General features: G+C 59.3%; 18 protein-coding genes and 1 pseudogene. 7 read left to right on the forward strand and 12 right to left on the reverse strand.

From position 1 onward, the window contains the following. Positions 1 to 140: 140 nt before the first annotated feature. Positions 141 to 1,154: a HEAT repeat domain-containing protein gene (locus CJ178_RS04100; RefSeq protein WP_095886174.1), complete on the reverse strand. Its 1,014-nt coding sequence runs from the start codon at positions 1,152 to 1,154 to the stop codon at positions 141 to 143. Positions 1,155 to 1,169: 15 nt separating this feature from the next. Beyond that, a complete protein-coding gene (locus CJ178_RS04105) occupies positions 1,170 to 1,835 on the reverse strand; it encodes a HEAT repeat domain-containing protein (protein ID WP_095886175.1) in 666 nt (221 codons plus the stop codon). A 287-nt stretch (positions 1,836 to 2,122) separates the two neighbouring features. Here CJ178_RS04105 and CJ178_RS32650 point away from each other — a divergent pair, with 287 nt between their 5' ends. Together CJ178_RS32650 and CJ178_RS04115 are read left to right on the forward strand one after the other, a co-directional pair. Continuing rightward, the gene (locus CJ178_RS32650; RefSeq protein ID WP_179300714.1) at positions 2,123 to 2,278 is read left to right on the forward strand and encodes a hypothetical protein; all 156 of its coding nucleotides are present in this window, start codon (positions 2,123 to 2,125) and stop codon (positions 2,276 to 2,278) included. A gap of 714 nt (positions 2,279 to 2,992) precedes the next feature. Continuing rightward, complete coding sequence (locus CJ178_RS04115; RefSeq protein WP_033234653.1) at positions 2,993 to 3,304, forward strand: MerR family transcriptional regulator; 312 nt, start codon at positions 2,993 to 2,995, stop codon at positions 3,302 to 3,304. A gap of 328 nt (positions 3,305 to 3,632) precedes the next feature. Here CJ178_RS04115 and CJ178_RS04120 read toward each other — a convergent pair whose 3' ends face one another. From CJ178_RS04120 to CJ178_RS32655, 5 genes are all read right to left on the reverse strand, one after another. After that, positions 3,633 to 4,820, reverse strand: a complete 1,188-nt coding sequence (locus tag CJ178_RS04120) for a zinc-dependent alcohol dehydrogenase (protein WP_095886177.1) — start codon at positions 4,818 to 4,820, stop codon at positions 3,633 to 3,635. A gap of 263 nt (positions 4,821 to 5,083) precedes the next feature. After that, complete coding sequence (locus CJ178_RS04125; protein WP_095887826.1) at positions 5,084 to 7,219, reverse strand: catalase; 2,136 nt, start codon at positions 7,217 to 7,219, stop codon at positions 5,084 to 5,086. A 362-nt stretch (positions 7,220 to 7,581) separates the two neighbouring features. Further along, complete coding sequence (locus CJ178_RS04130; RefSeq protein WP_141485870.1) at positions 7,582 to 7,764, reverse strand: hypothetical protein; 183 nt, start codon at positions 7,762 to 7,764, stop codon at positions 7,582 to 7,584. A gap of 138 nt (positions 7,765 to 7,902) precedes the next feature. Further along, positions 7,903 to 8,172: a DUF4235 domain-containing protein gene (locus tag CJ178_RS04135; RefSeq protein WP_033236141.1), complete on the reverse strand. Its 270-nt coding sequence runs from the start codon at positions 8,170 to 8,172 to the stop codon at positions 7,903 to 7,905. Positions 8,173 to 8,609: 437 nt separating this feature from the next. Beyond that, positions 8,610 to 8,753, reverse strand: a complete 144-nt coding sequence (locus CJ178_RS32655) for a hypothetical protein (protein WP_172935428.1) — start codon at positions 8,751 to 8,753, stop codon at positions 8,610 to 8,612. A 969-nt stretch (positions 8,754 to 9,722) separates the two neighbouring features. On the opposite strand from CJ178_RS32655, the gene CJ178_RS04145 reads away from it, so the two are divergent. After that, positions 9,723 to 10,469: a GAF and ANTAR domain-containing protein gene (locus CJ178_RS04145; RefSeq protein ID WP_095887827.1), complete on the forward strand. Its 747-nt coding sequence runs from the start codon at positions 9,723 to 9,725 to the stop codon at positions 10,467 to 10,469. Positions 10,470 to 10,813: 344 nt separating this feature from the next. On the opposite strand, the gene CJ178_RS04150 is transcribed toward CJ178_RS04145, so the two are convergent. Beyond that, the gene (locus CJ178_RS04150) at positions 10,814 to 11,104 is read right to left on the reverse strand and encodes a MerR family transcriptional regulator (protein ID WP_095887828.1); all 291 of its coding nucleotides are present in this window, start codon (positions 11,102 to 11,104) and stop codon (positions 10,814 to 10,816) included. Positions 11,105 to 11,395: 291 nt separating this feature from the next. On the opposite strand from CJ178_RS04150, the gene CJ178_RS04155 reads away from it, so the two are divergent. After that, entirely contained in the window at positions 11,396 to 11,584 is a 189-nt protein-coding gene (locus CJ178_RS04155) for a hypothetical protein (protein WP_095886179.1), read from the forward strand. 383 nt (positions 11,585 to 11,967) lie between these two features. Here CJ178_RS04155 and CJ178_RS04160 read toward each other — a convergent pair whose 3' ends face one another. Continuing rightward, complete coding sequence (locus tag CJ178_RS04160; protein WP_257012994.1) at positions 11,968 to 12,408, reverse strand: hypothetical protein; 441 nt, start codon at positions 12,406 to 12,408, stop codon at positions 11,968 to 11,970. 266 nt (positions 12,409 to 12,674) lie between these two features. Here CJ178_RS04160 and CJ178_RS32425 point away from each other — a divergent pair, with 266 nt between their 5' ends. Continuing rightward, positions 12,675 to 12,899 carry a hypothetical protein gene (locus CJ178_RS32425; RefSeq protein WP_143547493.1) on the forward strand — a complete coding sequence of 75 codons (225 nt, stop codon included), beginning with the start codon at positions 12,675 to 12,677 and terminating at the stop codon, positions 12,897 to 12,899. A gap of 195 nt (positions 12,900 to 13,094) precedes the next feature. On the opposite strand, the gene CJ178_RS04165 is transcribed toward CJ178_RS32425, so the two are convergent. Beyond that, positions 13,095 to 13,514, reverse strand: coding sequence for a hypothetical protein (locus CJ178_RS04165; protein WP_033236147.1), 420 nt, complete (start codon positions 13,512 to 13,514; stop codon positions 13,095 to 13,097). A gap of 247 nt (positions 13,515 to 13,761) precedes the next feature. On the opposite strand from CJ178_RS04165, the gene CJ178_RS04170 reads away from it, so the two are divergent. Beyond that, the gene (locus CJ178_RS04170) at positions 13,762 to 13,977 is read left to right on the forward strand and encodes a hypothetical protein (protein WP_143547494.1); all 216 of its coding nucleotides are present in this window, start codon (positions 13,762 to 13,764) and stop codon (positions 13,975 to 13,977) included. A 53-nt stretch (positions 13,978 to 14,030) separates the two neighbouring features. Here the strand turns inward: CJ178_RS04170 and CJ178_RS04175 are convergent, their stop codons facing one another. Further along, positions 14,031 to 14,771: a thioesterase family protein gene (locus CJ178_RS04175; protein WP_045067551.1), complete on the reverse strand. Its 741-nt coding sequence runs from the start codon at positions 14,769 to 14,771 to the stop codon at positions 14,031 to 14,033. 223 nt (positions 14,772 to 14,994) lie between these two features. Between CJ178_RS04175 and CJ178_RS33165 the strand changes: the two are divergent. Beyond that, positions 14,995 to 15,257, forward strand: a pseudogene (locus CJ178_RS33165) (hypothetical protein); the annotation flags it as partial. 40 nt (positions 15,258 to 15,297) lie between these two features. On the opposite strand, the gene CJ178_RS33170 reads toward CJ178_RS33165, so the two are convergent. Then, complete coding sequence (locus CJ178_RS33170; protein WP_255285223.1) at positions 15,298 to 15,432, reverse strand: hypothetical protein; 135 nt, start codon at positions 15,430 to 15,432, stop codon at positions 15,298 to 15,300. Positions 15,433 to 15,560 lie beyond the last annotated feature (128 nt).

A 15,560-nucleotide genomic window follows, 5' to 3' on the forward strand; every position in this document is an offset into this window, starting at 1 on the left:
GAAGACGTTCTTCGCAGTCCCACGCTAACGCAGGTGGCACGCGGGAGCCGGCCGGTTCCCCGGAATAACCTGGATAAACGTGCTTTGGGCCAGGAATATGTTGTGGGGCTTTGTTTTAACCGCATCTCGGCAACTAGCGGTTAACGCTGTCTATGCCTGCGCTCGTGGGTGGATAAAATCGAAGCCGCAGTGGCCGCGATCGTTCGATCGTTGTCCTGGGTCAGCCGGGCGAGAGCTCCGTGTGCCGATGGACCGGGAATCTCCGCAAGCGCCTGAGTAATTCGCAACCGAGTCGGTGCGTCGGCGATGCTGTCGAGTGTGGTCTGCATCTGATCGACGATCGTGTCGGGTGATGGCGAGACGTCCGTCAAGACGCCGAGAACTTCGGCAGCCTCGACGTCGAGCTGGCCTGTCAAGACCATTTCGAGGAGGGCAGGGATCGCGTCGACGCTTCCCCGAGCGCCGAGAGCGAGAGCCGCGCGTGAGCGGACGGTGGCGTCGGAATCCTCGAGTGCTTGTCTCAGATGTGTGGTTGCCTCCGAGGTGTGTACGGCTGCAATTGCGGCAACGGCGCGGCGTCGGACGTCGACCTCCTGAGACTGGAGGCCGACGGCGAGATTTGTGACTCCCTGACCGGCGGCCCTGGCCAACGACCACTGGAGCGCGCCGGCGACATTGAGATCGTCTTCCGTCAATGCTGCCTCGACCAATGCGTCGATGGGCAACGACGCATTGCCCTCCTGATTCAGGATTGCTTGTTGACGGCGGGCAGCAAACTCCGACTCGAGCGCACGCAACAGGGTGACCATTCGTAAAACGTCCTCCCACTCCGACGGTGCCGTGGCGTCGACGCGTTCGAGTTTCGTGAGCAGTTCCTGTTCGGCAGCGATGCGCTGGCGCGTGTGTTTGATGAGATCACCCACCAGATCGGCGGGAGCAAAATCGGGGTCGTCCAGGGCGCGTCTGGTTTCGTCCAACGAGAGCCCGAGCGTCCTCAGGCTCTCGACATGGAAGAGCCGGCGGATGTCGTCGGCTGAGTACTCGCGGTAGCCGCCGGACGTGCGGCCGGTGGGCTCCACCAGGCCCAAGGCGTCGTAGTGACGCAACATTCGCGTACTGACACCGGACTGCCGCGAGACTTCGCCGATCAACATCTTTACTCCTGTTCTCTACGTGTGCGGCCCGACGATCGCTACACGCTGCGCCAATTCCATTGCGAGGGTGAAGCCACTGTCGGGATCCAAGTAAAGCCGCTTAGTTGCAACTGCATGTGCGCGAACCTTTGGATCAGGACTCGTCGCAGCCGCGTCGAGGATCGGTAGGACGGAATCTCCGAGACTCACCAGCGCTCGGCTGAGGCTGAGGTGCATGTCCGTGTCGCCTCGTCCGAGTTCAGTGGCCAGATCAGCCGCAAGCGCGGCCTCGTCGCCTGGTCGTACGAGTGCCACGGCCGCCCGCCAGGCGCTGCGCGCGACCTCGTCGTGGTCGTCATGCAGCAGTGCTATCACGGCAGGCCAGGACACAGGGTCCCCGATCTTGGACAGGGTGTGCAGCGCCTGGCTGCGAGCCTGGACGGAGTCGGATTCGAGCTCGCCGATCAGTCTCGGCACTGTCACTTCGGCGGGGAGTCGGCACAATGCCCAGGTAAGCATGTCGCGGACAAAGAAATCCGGTTCAACAGCGCATCGATCGACAAGGGCTTCCATCAAGCCCGGATCACCCCGGGTACCTACAGCGAGTGCAGCCCGAAGCCGGTCCGACGAGTCGGTCGCAGCTAGCGCGTCGACGAGGTGAGTATTCGACCCACCGTTATTGGTTGTGTTCACGACAACCACCTCCTTCGTCGACCATTTGAGTGCTTGTCACTGTGTCAAGGTCAAGCCCGGTTGTCGGTAGTCGTTGATCACCGTGGTGGAAAACCTGTACGACGGTCATCTGGCTCCAGATTCGAGTTGTTCGACGGCCGGCATTCTCGGCGCGAAATGCGTGCTGAGGTCGCGTACGCACTTGCGGCAAGGAATGCACTCGCGTAGTCCTGCAACGGAGCGATGGAATACTGCGCGAGCCGGTAGTGGTAGTTATCGAAGCGCCGAACGGCCAATCTGCATTGATCGTCTCTCATGTGGTGGACCACAGCAGGAGCGAAGAATTGGTTGTCACGGACCAGGCGGTTCTGGTGGATCTCTTGGCGGATGGCGACGCAGACGAACTCGAGTTCACAATCGTTGGATGCTCTGTTTTTGCCGCGACGGCAATCGAGCACTACAGCGCGGGTTGACTACTGACGCTGATGGCCTCGTGCCTGGCACTCTCAACTTCGCGTGGACATTGGGGGGTTATTGTCGCGAGATGGTCGCGCGGTCGCCGGTTCGCGTCGAGCACCTCGTCGACCGACGACATAGACGCTCGGAGTTCCGCTTCGAGGCAGGTTTTGGCTTTGGTCGAGGTTGGAGATGATCGCTTGCGTGTCTGCCGCGCCGCTCGGTCAGTTGGGTCGACCGTTTAGTTGGGTGATTGCCGGCAAGGGGTTGCGGAGTCTAGGTTCTGCTGTCTCACTGTTCTGCTGTCTCACTGTTCTGCTGTCTCACTACTGAAAATTTCAGCGGTACTCGACTTGTGAGTTGCCCCGAACTTACAGTTAATCATTAGCTCCGGCCGCGGAATTTGATTTGTGACGGAAATTGAGCGGAGCTTCTGCACTGTCTGAGCGTCCGGGGCGAATCACCGATCCGGGACAGTCTCTTGCAGTGCAAATTGCCCTGATCTGTTGGGAAACGAGAGGTGCGTCCATCAACAATGGCGTGATGTCGGTTACGATTTCTCGATGTTAGTTCTCCCTCTGGTAGCCGAATCTGCTTGCCGAGGTGGATAAGGCGGAAGCGTGGATGATTTATCTCTCTGGCTGCAAGGAATCTGTATCTGCTGGTCGAGATTCTTTAATGTCGGATGCTAAAATCGGCGTAGTGCCCAGGTATCCGTGAGGAGGTGCGCAGTGGCGTTGGAGTCTCAGTCGCATTCACTGCGCGGTGTTTACGGGATCTCGGTGATGTCGGAGCTATCCGGAGTCGGGCCTCAGACGTTGCGTTTGTACGAGCGGCGGGGGTTGTTGACGCCTACTCGCACTGGTGGTGGAACGCGTCGATACAGCGAGTCAGATTTGGAGACTTTGCGTCGTATTACCGGGTTGGTCGATGACGGGGTCAATTTGGTTGGTGTGCGGTTGATTCTTTCGCTCGAGGCGGAGAATTCGGTGCTTGCGGCGCGGATTGCTCAGTTGAGTGAATCTGCCGACAGCCTTGCTTGATTGAACACGCGATTTGCTGGAAGTCTGCGTCTGCAACGATCTTGTTTTCCTCGGACACAAGGATTTTCGTCGTTATGTCGACCGCGTCCGTGAGCGGTGGTTGTGCGGTTCGGTAAGAAGCTCCGTCGATACGCGGTCGGTGCGGGATTGAAAGAACCGCGGACCGCCCGTGTTCGGGTGAAATTCTGGCGTCGGATGCCGGTGGGGGAGCTTTTGATCGATTGTGGCCGGAAACGCCCCACCGCGTGAGTCTGCGAGGTGGGGCGTTTCCAGACTGTGCGACCACCTACTGCGTGACATGCGAAGCCGAGCAGGTGCTCGCAGGTTGCTACAGGTGAGGCTTCAGTTGAATCTTGACTGCTCCATCCTGCTTTTTCTGAAAGATCTCGTACGCGTGCGGTGCCTGTTCCAATGGCAGTTGGTGGGTTGCGAAGGTGTCGACTCCGAGGGGGTCGTCGTCCGTCAGGAGCGGAATGATGTCGTTGACCCACTTCTTGACGTTGGCTTGGCCCATTCGCAGTTGAATCTGCTTGTCGAACAAAGTCATCAGAGGAAGTGGGTCGATCGTTCCGCCGTACACGCCGATCACCGAGATCGTTCCGCCGCGTCGGACGATGTCAATTGCCGAATACAACGCGCCTAAACGGTCGAGACCGGCGGTGCGCATTGCCGGTGCGGCAATCGCGTCGGGAAGTAGTCCGATGAATTGCTGCGCGAGCTTCGCGATTGGCGACCCGTGAGCCTCCATGCCGACAGCGTCGATCACGGAATCCGTTCCGCGGCCGTCGGTGAGAGCGCGGACGGCGTCGCCGATCTTGTCGCCGTAGTCGTCGAGGTTGAGTGTTTCAACGCCGCGCTTTTCCAGGCGTGCGAGGCGTTCGGGTACCCGGTCGACGCCGATGACTCGAAACCCTTTGTGTTGAGCAATGCGAGCGGCCATATCTCCGATCGGTCCGAGGCCGAGGATCGTCACGGAACCACCCGGTGGCACTGCGGCGTACTCAACCGATTGCCAGGCCGTCGGCAGCACGTCGGAAAGGTACACGAAGCGTGAATCGTCAGGTCCTTCAGGCACTTTGATATGAGTGAACTGCGCTTGTGGGACCCGCAAGTACTCAGCTTGTCCGCCTGGTACCGAGCCGTAAAGTTCGGAGAATCCGAACAATGCCGCGCCGGTGCCTTGGTCACGGACCTGCGTCGTTTCGCACTGCGTGTACAAGCTGGAGTTGCACATGAAGCAGTTGCCGCATGAAATTTGGAAGGGGATGACGACACGGTCACCGACTTCGAGATCAGTGATGTCGGATCCGATCTCCTCGACAATCCCGATGGGCTCGTGACCGAGGATGTCCCCCGGGTTCATGAACGCGCCCAAGGTCTCGTACAGGTGTAGGTCGGATCCACAGATGTTTGTGGTGGTGACTTTGATGATGGCGTCGGTGGGTTCGACGATGGTGGGATCGGGAACTGTTTCGACGCTGATCTTCCGCTTACCTTGCCATGTAACTGCGCGCACGTTGATCGACCTCTTCTCGCTGGAATGTTGTCGCCGTTCGCCTGCCCTAAACGACTGAAGTGCAAACAAAATCGGCCGGGCCATCAGTGGCTCGTCACGTGCCCTGGAGTCTCCAGGGCTATGGGTTTACATGGGGAACCATCCCCATGTACGAAGAAGAACGACGGAGAATGGCTCCTCTGCAGTTACAGAACTGATCTTCCTCGGCGGTGCAGCGTGACTGCCGATTTCGGCCGCACCGGGAGCCGCTCACTGACAACTTGTCAGAGTCGGCTCCATACTCGATGCGACTTGAGCAGTGTGACCACTTGTTCAAGTACCGATACGCTGTCCTCGCCGGTCACGACGCCGTCCGCCGCAGTGAGTTCTGCGGTTTCGAGAAGTTCCGTCGCGTCATTCCATGCGCCGATGGCCTTGCCATGGCGGAACATTTCCGAGAGGAGAGTGTCCAGGCGTGGGTCTGCCGGTGCCCCGGCGAGCAGGAGAGCGTCGAATTCGATCGATCGTGCGGTGTCGAAGGTGCGCGAGACGGGGACAGTGACCGAGTCCGAGACCAATTCACCGCCGTGGGGGCCGATCACCAATGGCACCATTGCGTCGGCCGCTATAGCTGACACCGCTGCGGTGACCGCGGCGAGATCGGAGTTCTCATCGGCGACGATGCCGATCACCCGGCCGGTGACCGGCCACTGCGCACCGATCTGGGACAGGGCAGAGCTAGGCATCGGTGCGTCGTCGAACGGGACGGACGGCTGCGGGGCCGGGAGGCCAAGGCCCGCGGCGACCTTCGCGCACAGGTCGGGATCGATGTTGGCGATCACACCGAGGGCTCGTTCCTTGATCGTTTGTTCGTAGCACTTTCCTAGTTCAAAGGTGTACGCCTGTGCCACATGGTCTTGTTCGATGACAGTGAGACTGCTGTAAAACAGACGCGCCTGCGAGTAATGGTCGTCAAAAGTGGCTGGCGCGCCGCGAAGTTTTGTACCGGCCTCGAGCGCTACCGGTACTTCGACGAATGCGCCGACTTCTGCGCCGGCCATGAAGGGACAACCGCCGTCGAGGGAGTTCGGCTTGTAGGGGGCGACACCGGAATGTACTGCGCTTTGGTGCATTCCGTCCCGGAACATGTCGTTGACCGGTGCGTGTGGGCGGTTGATCGGGATCTGACCGAAGTTGGGTCCACCCAGCCGGCTGATCTGGGTGTCCAGGTAGGAGAACAGGCGGGCCTGTAGTAGCGGGTCGTCGGTGACGTCGATACCGGGCACGAGGTGCCCTGGGTGGAAGGCGATCTGTTCGGTTTCGGCGAAGAAATTGGTCGGGTTCGCGTTGAGCGTCATCACCCCGATCGGTTGCACCGGGGCCAGTTCTTCAGGAACGAATTTGGTGGGATCGAGGAGGTCGATGCCCTCGAACATCTGCTCGGGGGTGTCGGGGAAGATTTGGATGCCCAGTTCCCATTCCGGGTACGCACCGGCTTCGATGGCGTCGGCGAGATCGCGGCGGTGGAAGTCGGGATCGAATCCGTTGATCAGTTGTGCTTCTTCCCATACCACCGAGTGCACGCCCAGGCGGGGCTTCCAGTGGAACTTCACGAGCGAGGTTTCTCCGTCGTCGTTGAGAAGACGGAAGGTGTGAACGCCGAATCCTTCCATCATCCGATAGGAACGTGGGATACCGCGGTCGGACATGTTCCAGAGGGTGTGCGCGGTGGCTTCGGTGTGGAGGGAGACGAAATCCCAGAATGTGTCGTGTGCGCTCTGTGCTTGCGGGATCTCGCGGTCGGGATGTGGTTTCGCGGCATGGATGATGTCGGGGAATTTGATTCCGTCTTGGATGAAGAAGACCGGGATGTTGTTGCCGACCAGGTCGAATGTTCCTTCGGCAGTGTAGAACTTGGTGGCGAAGCCGCGAGTGTCTCGGACTGCGTCTGCCGAGCCGCGTGAGCCGAGCACTGTGGAGAAGCGAACGAATACGGGGGTTTCGACTCCTCTGCGGAGGAAGCCTGCTTTAGTCACTTTTTCAGCGGCACCGAAGGCGCGGAACACTCCGTGGGCGCCGGTGCCGCGGGCGTGAACGACGCGCTCGGGGATCCGCTCGTGATCGAAGTGGGTGATCTTTTCCCGTAAGTGGTGGTCCTGGAGCAGAGTTGGGCCGCGTTCCCCGGCTTTGAGAGAGTGGTCTGTGTCGTAAAGGCGGGCGCCCTGTGCGGTGGTCAGATATTCACCCTGCTGTCCACGCGCGTAGTCAGGGCCGTCGACGACTTCGGCTGTTGCCGTGCGAAGTTGTGGGGCGCGTTGATCGGCCTTCGGGGGCAACGGAATGCGTGGCTTGACCGGTTCCTCCAGCGGCGGAGTCGCCTGGCCGGGCGCTCCGGAGATCGGAGGGCTCTTTTTAGAGATTTTTTTGGACACGATGACTCCTCGATTCTCTGTCAGAAACTTGTCAGAAATATGTGTCGTGGAGAGAGCGCGGGAGCGAACTTTGCGGTAGGGCTTGTTCCGTTCCCGATGAAGTGCCGGTACGGGGTGAACCTCGACGAATGGATCAATCGCGGAAATTTTGGCTCGCCCGCATTTCACTCCGTCAGCGATGCGTGTTGCTGTTCAGCCCAGTGGTACGGGCCAGTGATGTTTTGTGGATCAGCGAATATCGTTGGAATCCGCGAACGCTGCCTATTTCTGATCATCACGCACGTCGGGTACGGTGCGGTAGCTTGTTCAAGAAAACCTTCCTGCGGTGCGGGTATCGCCTCTGGTCCGCTCTATCGCGAGTGTGGATCGGTTGCAGGTCCTTGTGTGGTGGCGCCGCCCTCGTCGGACCAGGTTTCGCCGCCGGAAGGATCCGATTGCACGTCCCCGGCTGCGTTTTCGCTGCTGGGATCTGTGTGGACAGTCTCGATGTCGTCGGGTGGACCCTCGCCTGTACGTGCTTGCTTGTCGGTCAAAGTACCTCCAGGGTTCATCTCGGCTCGTCGGCCGAGGGGAATCGACTATCGTTGCTGCCGTCCATGTTTCGCGCCTGGCATTCAGTTATTCGAGATGCGACGATGCTCGACGTGTCTCATGCGCGAAGTGGCTGAAGTTCACATCGGGTCCTCGTGAGTGAGAGCTCGGTAGCTTTTTGCGCCAGCTCGGTCCACTGCTGCTTTCACGACGGCGAAAACTGCTCCCTGGAGCGCCGCCGCGATCAGGACTTCTTTGCTCGATCTGTTGAGATCTTGCGGGTCGGGGGCTTTTTCGTCATGCCCGACGCGCTTCCAGATCTGTTGAAACACCGCTCCAGCGGCGATTCCACCAATCACGCTCGTTGCGAGGGAAAGCGGTTTGTACATTGCTTTGGTTATTGCGCTCATTGTGTGAATTCCTCCATTGATGTCGTTCTGTTAGAAGGAAGCGATCGCTGCGGCGCCGAGCGATGTTCTGCCATGATCGAACCCGGCAACAAGCGTTGCTGCCGTTGGAAGATGCGATGTTCGCGTTGCGTCACGGTTCCGGAGTTCTCCTCACTTATCGCCGGTAGCTATCCGGCTGAACGCCGTACAACGGCGGGTTCAGTCTTGGCGCGCTTTGTCGGCTGACTCTTGGCTGATGAGTAAGTCTTCGGTGAGGTGTGGATGGTTGTATGCGCTCAGCCGTTTCTGCAGCACTGCAGCCACGTTCGCGCCGTCGTCAGTGCTCAGTCCCAGTATCGTGAATCGGACATACGTCTTCCTCTCTTGAGATGTCGAACTGTTCGCGCGAATGTGTGCGTGCGGTTGCGGCATCATCGCCAAAGATCGTCTCTGTCTGTTCAGCCGATGCTTGCGGCCAATTCCTTCGTCACGGGGTCCCCGAACATCGGGGCGATCCGGAACTCGAGCTCCCGGTGTTCACGGTTGAACTTCCGGTGTTTGATCCCGCCGGGCCGAGCGGACTGGATGTCGATCGCTGTCATCGTCCTCCTGAAGCCAAGTGTGCAGTAGCGGCAGTATGTGCAGTTTCAGGCGCTCTAAATCTATACCAGGAGAAGTAGATAATTGGCAAGCCCGGACGGGCGAAACTGGAGGCGAAAACGTGGTTTGCATCACCAGTTTTTGGGCCGTTGCCAGATGAAATGCTTGTTTATGTCGCATTTGGGGGGCAAAACTTCGCCTTCCCCTTCCGTGAAATCTGTGTCTCACGGGATAGATTTATTGCTGTCGATTGTGGAGCTCCGGGTCACAGATTGTGCCTGAAACGTCTGCAGTGACATTGGAACGGTGCTGCTTGATGCCCTGCCGGTCGTGCAGTGCACATCGAGATTGGGGCGAGAAACGTGTTGCGCAATGGATTATCCGACAGTTTCACTGAGTAGGAAGAGTCTGCTGCGGAGCTGGCGGTGGACCCCAATTTCCACGGCGGGTTAGATGTTTCCGGCTCACCGATACAGCCGAACGTTATCTGGTGAAAAACACTCGCAATTGGGAACGTAGTCGCTGCGTAATCGCTTGCGCAGTCATAGGTTCGGCATTGATTGTCGGCGGTAGCCGAATGTCGACGCCACTCGCTGTAGTTGACACATCGACTGTGAGAGGTGAGCGGTGCCAGGGGCCGGGATTCTCCTCTGTGGCGAGTTAGTGCAGTCGGATGTGCGGTCCTTCGGAGTCGATATGGGCGATCGACAAGGCTGCGGGATCCGGCGCGGCCGATACTGGGTGAGACGCTCGACTGTGCGGTAAGACTCGCGGCGGTGTGTTCTCGGGTGCCCGGCACCGGTGGCATTCGTCGATCGCCATATGTGGCGGGCTCACTATGTGCCGGCAGTTCGTCGGACCGGATGATGGAGTGGGCTGGGAGTTCGAGTATTCTTCGATCCCGGTCGGGAGTCGGCGCTCCGACCTGCGCGTAGATGATTTTTATGGTGACACTGCGGGTGGAAGGAAGAATGGCAGTGGAGACATCGGAGAAGTCGGTTCTGGATGTTTATGGGCGGATTTCGCAGGTGGCGCGGACGGTGCACGGAACGCTTACCGGTGGTGTTATGGCACCGTCGGAGGTGCTCGAGGAGGTCGCCGAGGCTGCGGTGAAACTGCTCCATGGTGTCGATCATGCGGGCATCACCTTGGTGCGCCGCCATCGTCCTGGACATCGTCCTGAGCATTTCGAGTCGGCTGCAGCGACCGGTAGAGTGCCGACGCGGTTCGACGAATTGCAGCACGAGCACGGTGAGGGGCCGTGTTTCGATGCGATCTGGTCTCGTCAGACGGTGCGGATAGTCGACGTAATTTCGGATCCGCGGTGGCCCGCGTTTATGACTGCGGTGCGGGAGCAGACTCCGGTTCGGTCTGTGTTGTCGATCCAGCTTTATACCGATGGCGACGAACTCGGCGCATTGAACCTGTTCTCGGACAATGCCGGCGGGTTCGACGCCGAAACGGAAGAGCAGGCGATCAATCTGGCTACCCATGCGGCCATTGCGCTTTCGAGTGCACGTCGCGGTGAGCAGTTTCGCAGTGCGCTGGCCTCACGTGATCTGATCGGTCAAGCCAAGGGCATGCTCATGGAACGTTTCGACGTCGATGCCATAGCGGCGTTTCAGATGCTTCGAACGCTCTCGCAGGAGATGAACGTGTCCGTGCTCGAGTTGGCGGAAAGGGTGGTCCTCCGCGAGGTTCCGGTTGGTAACGAGTAACGCAGAATATGGGAAGTGTTTCGCTGGGAAATGTTGTGGCAGAGCAGTTTCGCTGCTCTCTGCCTGATGGATGCGTGGCCGGCGCCCCCATCAGGCAGGGAGTGCGCCTAGTTCGGCCCCGCTGGTTCGATTCTTTCAGGCCGAAATCGACGGCGTATCGGATCAACGTCTCGCCGAAGCGACACACCAAAGGCTCGTCGACGCTTTCGATTCTGCCCTCCATCACCGTGAGGCTCTCGGCAACAAGTTGTTGCCGATGTTGACTTCGGGAGTATCAGCAGCCCCGCGACGTCACTCCCAGCTGATGTCGCCGGTCTCGACAATCAAAGCTGCGCGGCGGCCGATTAGTGCATCTGATTGATCCGCGTTGCAAGAGTTGCGTTCTCGGCCTCGAGTGAGAGGATCAATCCGATTCCGACTATGTTCACTCCGTTGGCGATCAATTCGCTAATGCGACGTAGCGTGGTCAGATCCGCTTCGCTGTAGCGGCGGGTTCCGCCATCGGTGCGCGTCGGGGTCAACAACCCTCTTCGGTCGTAGAGCCTTAAGGTCTGCGGTCCGATGCCGGACAACTCCGACATCACCGAGATCCCGTACACGCCGCGCAGTGAGGGCGGTTGACGTTCGAAAGTCACGGTGAAGCTCCTCATCGTAATCGGCTGATCGTAATGGGTTGTCACGCGACCTTAACATCTGTGACCATAAAATCTATATCTTTGGGTGTAGATTTGGCCCAGTCGGCACTGGCTGACCTCCAGAGTTTCCTGCATTTCAGCTGTTCAGGGCGCGCATCAGTCTTTACGGGAAATGTCTCGCCTAAGTTGTTGCTCTTTCGGGCGTGCGAATTATCTGTGTTGGCCGATGTAGATTTAAAGAACGTGGATGCTTAGACGGGCGCTCGTACATCCCTTCACCTCGCGAACGCGATGACGGCGATCGACATCGCGTTCGCTCATAGCGGCGACATTGCCTCGGGCAGTTCCACCGTGAACACGCCGGAACCCGCGCTAGGAATCGCCGCCAAGATATTCGGGCATCCCGTATCAGAAGAGTTGACCGTGGATATCGGCTGTGCGGGTGGCCGAAACAACACGCTGGCCGGTTTTTGCGGCTAACGCCATATCTCGCTGATCCTAGGCCGGGTTCGCAGGTCCAAATCCTCGCAGGTCCAAATCTCTGAGGGGTTATCGCTCGAACGTTGTTCGATGGCTTCGAGAGCGGATCGACCGTCGGGGTCTCCATAGCGTGTCCGGGCGGGTGTGTTTCCCGATTTCGCCCGACCGGACGGCAGTCTCACGGAGAAGTGCCCGTTGAATGGCAAGTGCCCGTTGAATGGCAAAGTGCCGCTTATCGGTTCAGAAGTTTTGGAACCATGAAGGCAACTCGATGCCCACACCGACATGGGCCCAGCACTGAGGTGATCGATGACGGAATCACGCTCGTTGGAATCGAACGATTTCTTGCTGGAAGCCGAGAATTCGATTCTGGCCGCGATCTCTCAGCTGAGCGACACGACTGACGACCCGGCTTGAGCTGGTGCCATGACATCGGTTGATGCGGTTGATGCGGTTGCATCAGGCCGTGCCATGTCACCGAAGTCTGCGTCCGCGACAATCTTGTTACCGTCGGCTTCGAGGCGGGTGAGTGCGGAATCGAACGCGTCTACGAGCCATGGGTCTGCAGCCTCGCCGAGCAGTGTGTCCGGTATCGACGCGATGTTGGTTTGAAAGACACGAACCGTCCAGGATCCACTTGTATCGGGCTCGTCCGAGAGGCCCCGGCCGGTGTTGGTTGCCAGGACGTAGCGGTTGTATTCGAGGTCGACGCGGATGGCGTAGTCACCGGCAAGGTTGACCACGTTGGCGGGGCGATGGGTAGCGGTGGCCAATGCGATCAGTGCGTCGTTGTACTTTTCCGAGAATTTCTTCGTAAGGGGCATGGCTGTCCTACCTGTCTAGGCGTGGCCGTTGCAATATTGCAATGGCTGATGAAGACAGTTCGTTGCCGCGGCTTGACGAGGAACTATGAGTGATCCTATCTCAGGTAGACCGGATACACCCATGCTGCCAATCTTTGGGTGGTCAGAGATGCAGGTGTTCAGAGATGCGCTGTGGCGCTCAACCATGCACTCGTAGACCTACTCGAAGATGACGGCTACGCCCGTGGCGACGAGTTCCTCTCTGTTGCCTGTGCATTGTGGACACCATGACCACACCGTTTACCGTCACCTACGTCGAGCATCCCGGCCCGACCGCTGACAGCGGCTTGTGGAACCACGCGAACTTCGAGCGGGAACTGTTAAGGACGCTCATGGAAAGGCCTGGCGATCCGGCCGGTCTCGCACGACGTGGAATAGACGCGGTCTGCGCCCGGCTCGGACGACAAGCAACGGGCCGGCAAAGCGCCCGAGTCCGTCCATCGGTCCTGTGAATTGCGATAACGATCTGAATTGAAGAGTTTGCCGAGCAGACTAGCGTCCAGCGCTCGAAAAGCGCTGGACCGCAACCCGCGGGGGACATCTCTATTTCAGGCCGCGAGACCCGTCTGCGGAATCGTTGAGGTGCATGGCTGTAAATCTGCGCCCGTTGGATATCGGGGTCCGGCGGCTCAGAGTGTGGCGATCACCTACGGAACGAAAAAGGTTGCGACACCAGGGGTAATCGTTCCGGCCGTAGATAGAACCGCGACTGCGATTTGCCCGGTGCCGGTCTGCAGGGTCGCTTCGGCCGGGTATCCGTGCAGTCCGTCAGACAGTCGGGCGGTTCCGGACGTCCCGGTCGACAAGTTCAACCAGCGCACTTCCGACGAGAGCAGGCACCCCCACCGGCCTTCTTTGCCTCCGGTGATCCTCAGCGTGCCCGCTTGTTCGCCGACCACGGCCACACAGCGGACCGCGGGTGCGTCGAAGCTGCCATTCGGGTTCCCGTACGGAGCCGGATCGATCTGGAACGGAACGGTGACTGCAGCGGAGGCCGCGGCTACCGGCGCCAGAGCCGAACCGATCACTACGGACGAGCAGATGGCCAGTCGGCGAACGAGATTCATTACGGTGCCCTCCAGCAGGCGGGAAATTAGGTGTCGCGCCCATCCTTCACCCGGACTGCAGTCGTGGCAAGGCGAGTCCGAGCTCTCGGATTGGAGAAGTTGGGTCGCTGGGTTACTGATCTGCCAGGCTCCCGAATTGGTTTCCATCGCTTCCGAGTGTCGCGTAGGTTAGGTGATTTCCGCTGTTTACCCAGCACTACACCTTTCGTGACGAGACCCTCACCGATACGTCGTTCCAGTGGGCGCCGTGGTTGCAATGTTTGTTCTGCTCGGCCCGTACTTCGCATGTTGGCCTTTCCGTACCTGGCGTACGACACGAATCGTTGTTGTCGCCGCACCGGATTTGTTGGTTATCGTCGCGGCCAAGCTGGCATGGCTGGTGAAGCTACCCGGTGGCACGCGATTTTTGCTCTCGCTCATCAATGTCGGCGGCCCGTGGTACCAGTTCGAGGACGGCTCGTAGCAAAACCAGGTCAATCAGAGCAGTGTTGCGCCGAAGTCGGTCAGGTCCGGCTCTCAGTTCAGTATCCGACGCAGCTGTCTCGCCTGGGCCGCGAGTTCGCCTGTTGCGGTGAATAATTCGGTCTCGTCGACGCACAGCGTGTCTGTTGCCCACACGGTGCGATGGCGCAGGCGGTGCCACGGTGAATCCGACGGTGTGGTGGGAGCAAAATGTGCGCTGAACTCGACGGTGGGAATTGCAACAGGCATCGTCAGGGTCGCAAAAAGCCCGGGCGGCAATGCGTCGAGTAGGACTGCAGAGCGCTCTGTCGTCGTGAAATCGAGATTGTCGAGCAAGCGAATCCAGACATCGAACTCGGGGGAGTCGCCACCTGCAAACGGTCGGGCGGCGTTGATCGGGCGAATGTCGAGATGCTGTGAGAACGGTACGAAGTCGATCGGTATCTCGAGGCGTGGCAGAGTCGACGGGTCGTCAGAGGCCGGTTCCACTGATGAGGTCGTCCGGACTGTGTGGCCGACATCGCGCGCGAGACGAACGAGCGCGGTAGCGGAATCGGCAAGTGCGACCCGGCAACTGACGGTACGGCCGCCATGCACGTCATCGACTGTCAGGGCGGCTACGCCGGGTGGGACCGGCCGATCGAGGTGCGCGCTGACCGCGGCAGGCGAGGCGCCGGTGGCGTCGACTGCTGCTCGGATCATGCTCGCGACGAGGAGGCCACCATGGATTCCGTCGAAACTCTTCCAGCTCGCCTCGAAAGTGGCGCTGTGCGATGTCGTGGTGGTGACAGTCATATCGAGGGCTCCCGTAGTTCGGCTGACATCTGACTTGTGCTTTCTATAGTCAGAACCCTAGGGTCTGACTATGGTAATTACAAGCCAGGCCTAGGTGGATATGAACCTACTGATCCACGGATCGGGCGCGCTCTCGAGGATGCGATCGGTCTCGTTGATACTGATACTGACGGATATTGCTGATGGCGCAGTATCTTCGCTTTCGCGTTGGCTTCGTACGTGTCGGTCGACGCACCGCGAACTCGGCTCGGCGTTGGCAGTTGCGGATTCGAAGCAGACACTTCGCTTTACGTATCTCTCGACTGTCCTGCTGGTAGGCCTTGTGCTCAACAGCCTGTCCGGCTGGTCCCAGATCAGATTGCGGCGTTGGCGATCGCCGTCTTCGCTGCGAAGGAATGCGTCAGGGGGAGGTCTATCAGTCGAGTACGTCGAAGACTGACTGATACCAAGGCTGACCGTGTGGACCTCGACCCCCGACGCTCGTGACCCCAAATTTCTCACACCGACGATCAACTGCCAGGTACGCCTAGATCACGGCTCCGCCGCTCAGTACGCTGACCAGTCCGATCGCGATGAACGCCACTACGTAAAGCGGACCCCTGATGGGGTCTCCGGCACTTGCTCCCTCGTGAAGCCAATTGAGAATGTCGATGGAACCCATATGCACACTCCTGCTCTCGTTTGGACGACCATTCACGGATTCAATCGCCCACACATTCGCCAGTGTTACTCATATCGGACAAAATCGACTCCAGTCACCCGCTGGCTCAACGTCTCTCGAACGTAGTG

Source organism: Rhodococcus sp. ACPA4 (genome assembly GCF_002300185.1).
GTDB classification, from domain to species: Bacteria; Actinomycetota; Actinomycetes; order Mycobacteriales; family Mycobacteriaceae; genus Rhodococcus_F; species Rhodococcus_F globerula.

Bases quoted from the DNA above. Each gene is read 5' to 3' on its own strand.
- CJ178_RS04100 (WP_095886174.1), bottom strand. From the start codon at position 1,154: ATGTTGATCGGCGAAGTCTCGCGGCAGTCCGGTGTCAGTACGCGAATG.
- CJ178_RS04135 (WP_033236141.1), bottom strand. From the start codon at position 8,172: ATGAGCGCAATAACCAAAGCAATGTACAAACCGCTTTCCCTCGCAACG.
- CJ178_RS32655 (WP_172935428.1), bottom strand. From the start codon at position 8,753: ATGACAGCGATCGACATCCAGTCCGCTCGGCCCGGCGGGATCAAACAC.
- CJ178_RS04145 (WP_095887827.1), top strand. From the start codon at position 9,723: ATGGCAGTGGAGACATCGGAGAAGTCGGTTCTGGATGTTTATGGGCGG.
- CJ178_RS04155 (WP_095886179.1), top strand. From the start codon at position 11,396: ATGACGGCGATCGACATCGCGTTCGCTCATAGCGGCGACATTGCCTCG.
- CJ178_RS04160 (WP_257012994.1), bottom strand. From the start codon at position 12,408: ATGCCCCTTACGAAGAAATTCTCGGAAAAGTACAACGACGCACTGATC.
- CJ178_RS32425 (WP_143547493.1), top strand. From the start codon at position 12,675: ATGACCACACCGTTTACCGTCACCTACGTCGAGCATCCCGGCCCGACC.
- CJ178_RS04165 (WP_033236147.1), bottom strand. From the start codon at position 13,514: ATGAATCTCGTTCGCCGACTGGCCATCTGCTCGTCCGTAGTGATCGGT.
- CJ178_RS04175 (WP_045067551.1), bottom strand. From the start codon at position 14,771: ATGACTGTCACCACCACGACATCGCACAGCGCCACTTTCGAGGCGAGC.
- CJ178_RS33170 (WP_255285223.1), bottom strand. From the start codon at position 15,432: ATGGGTTCCATCGACATTCTCAATTGGCTTCACGAGGGAGCAAGTGCC.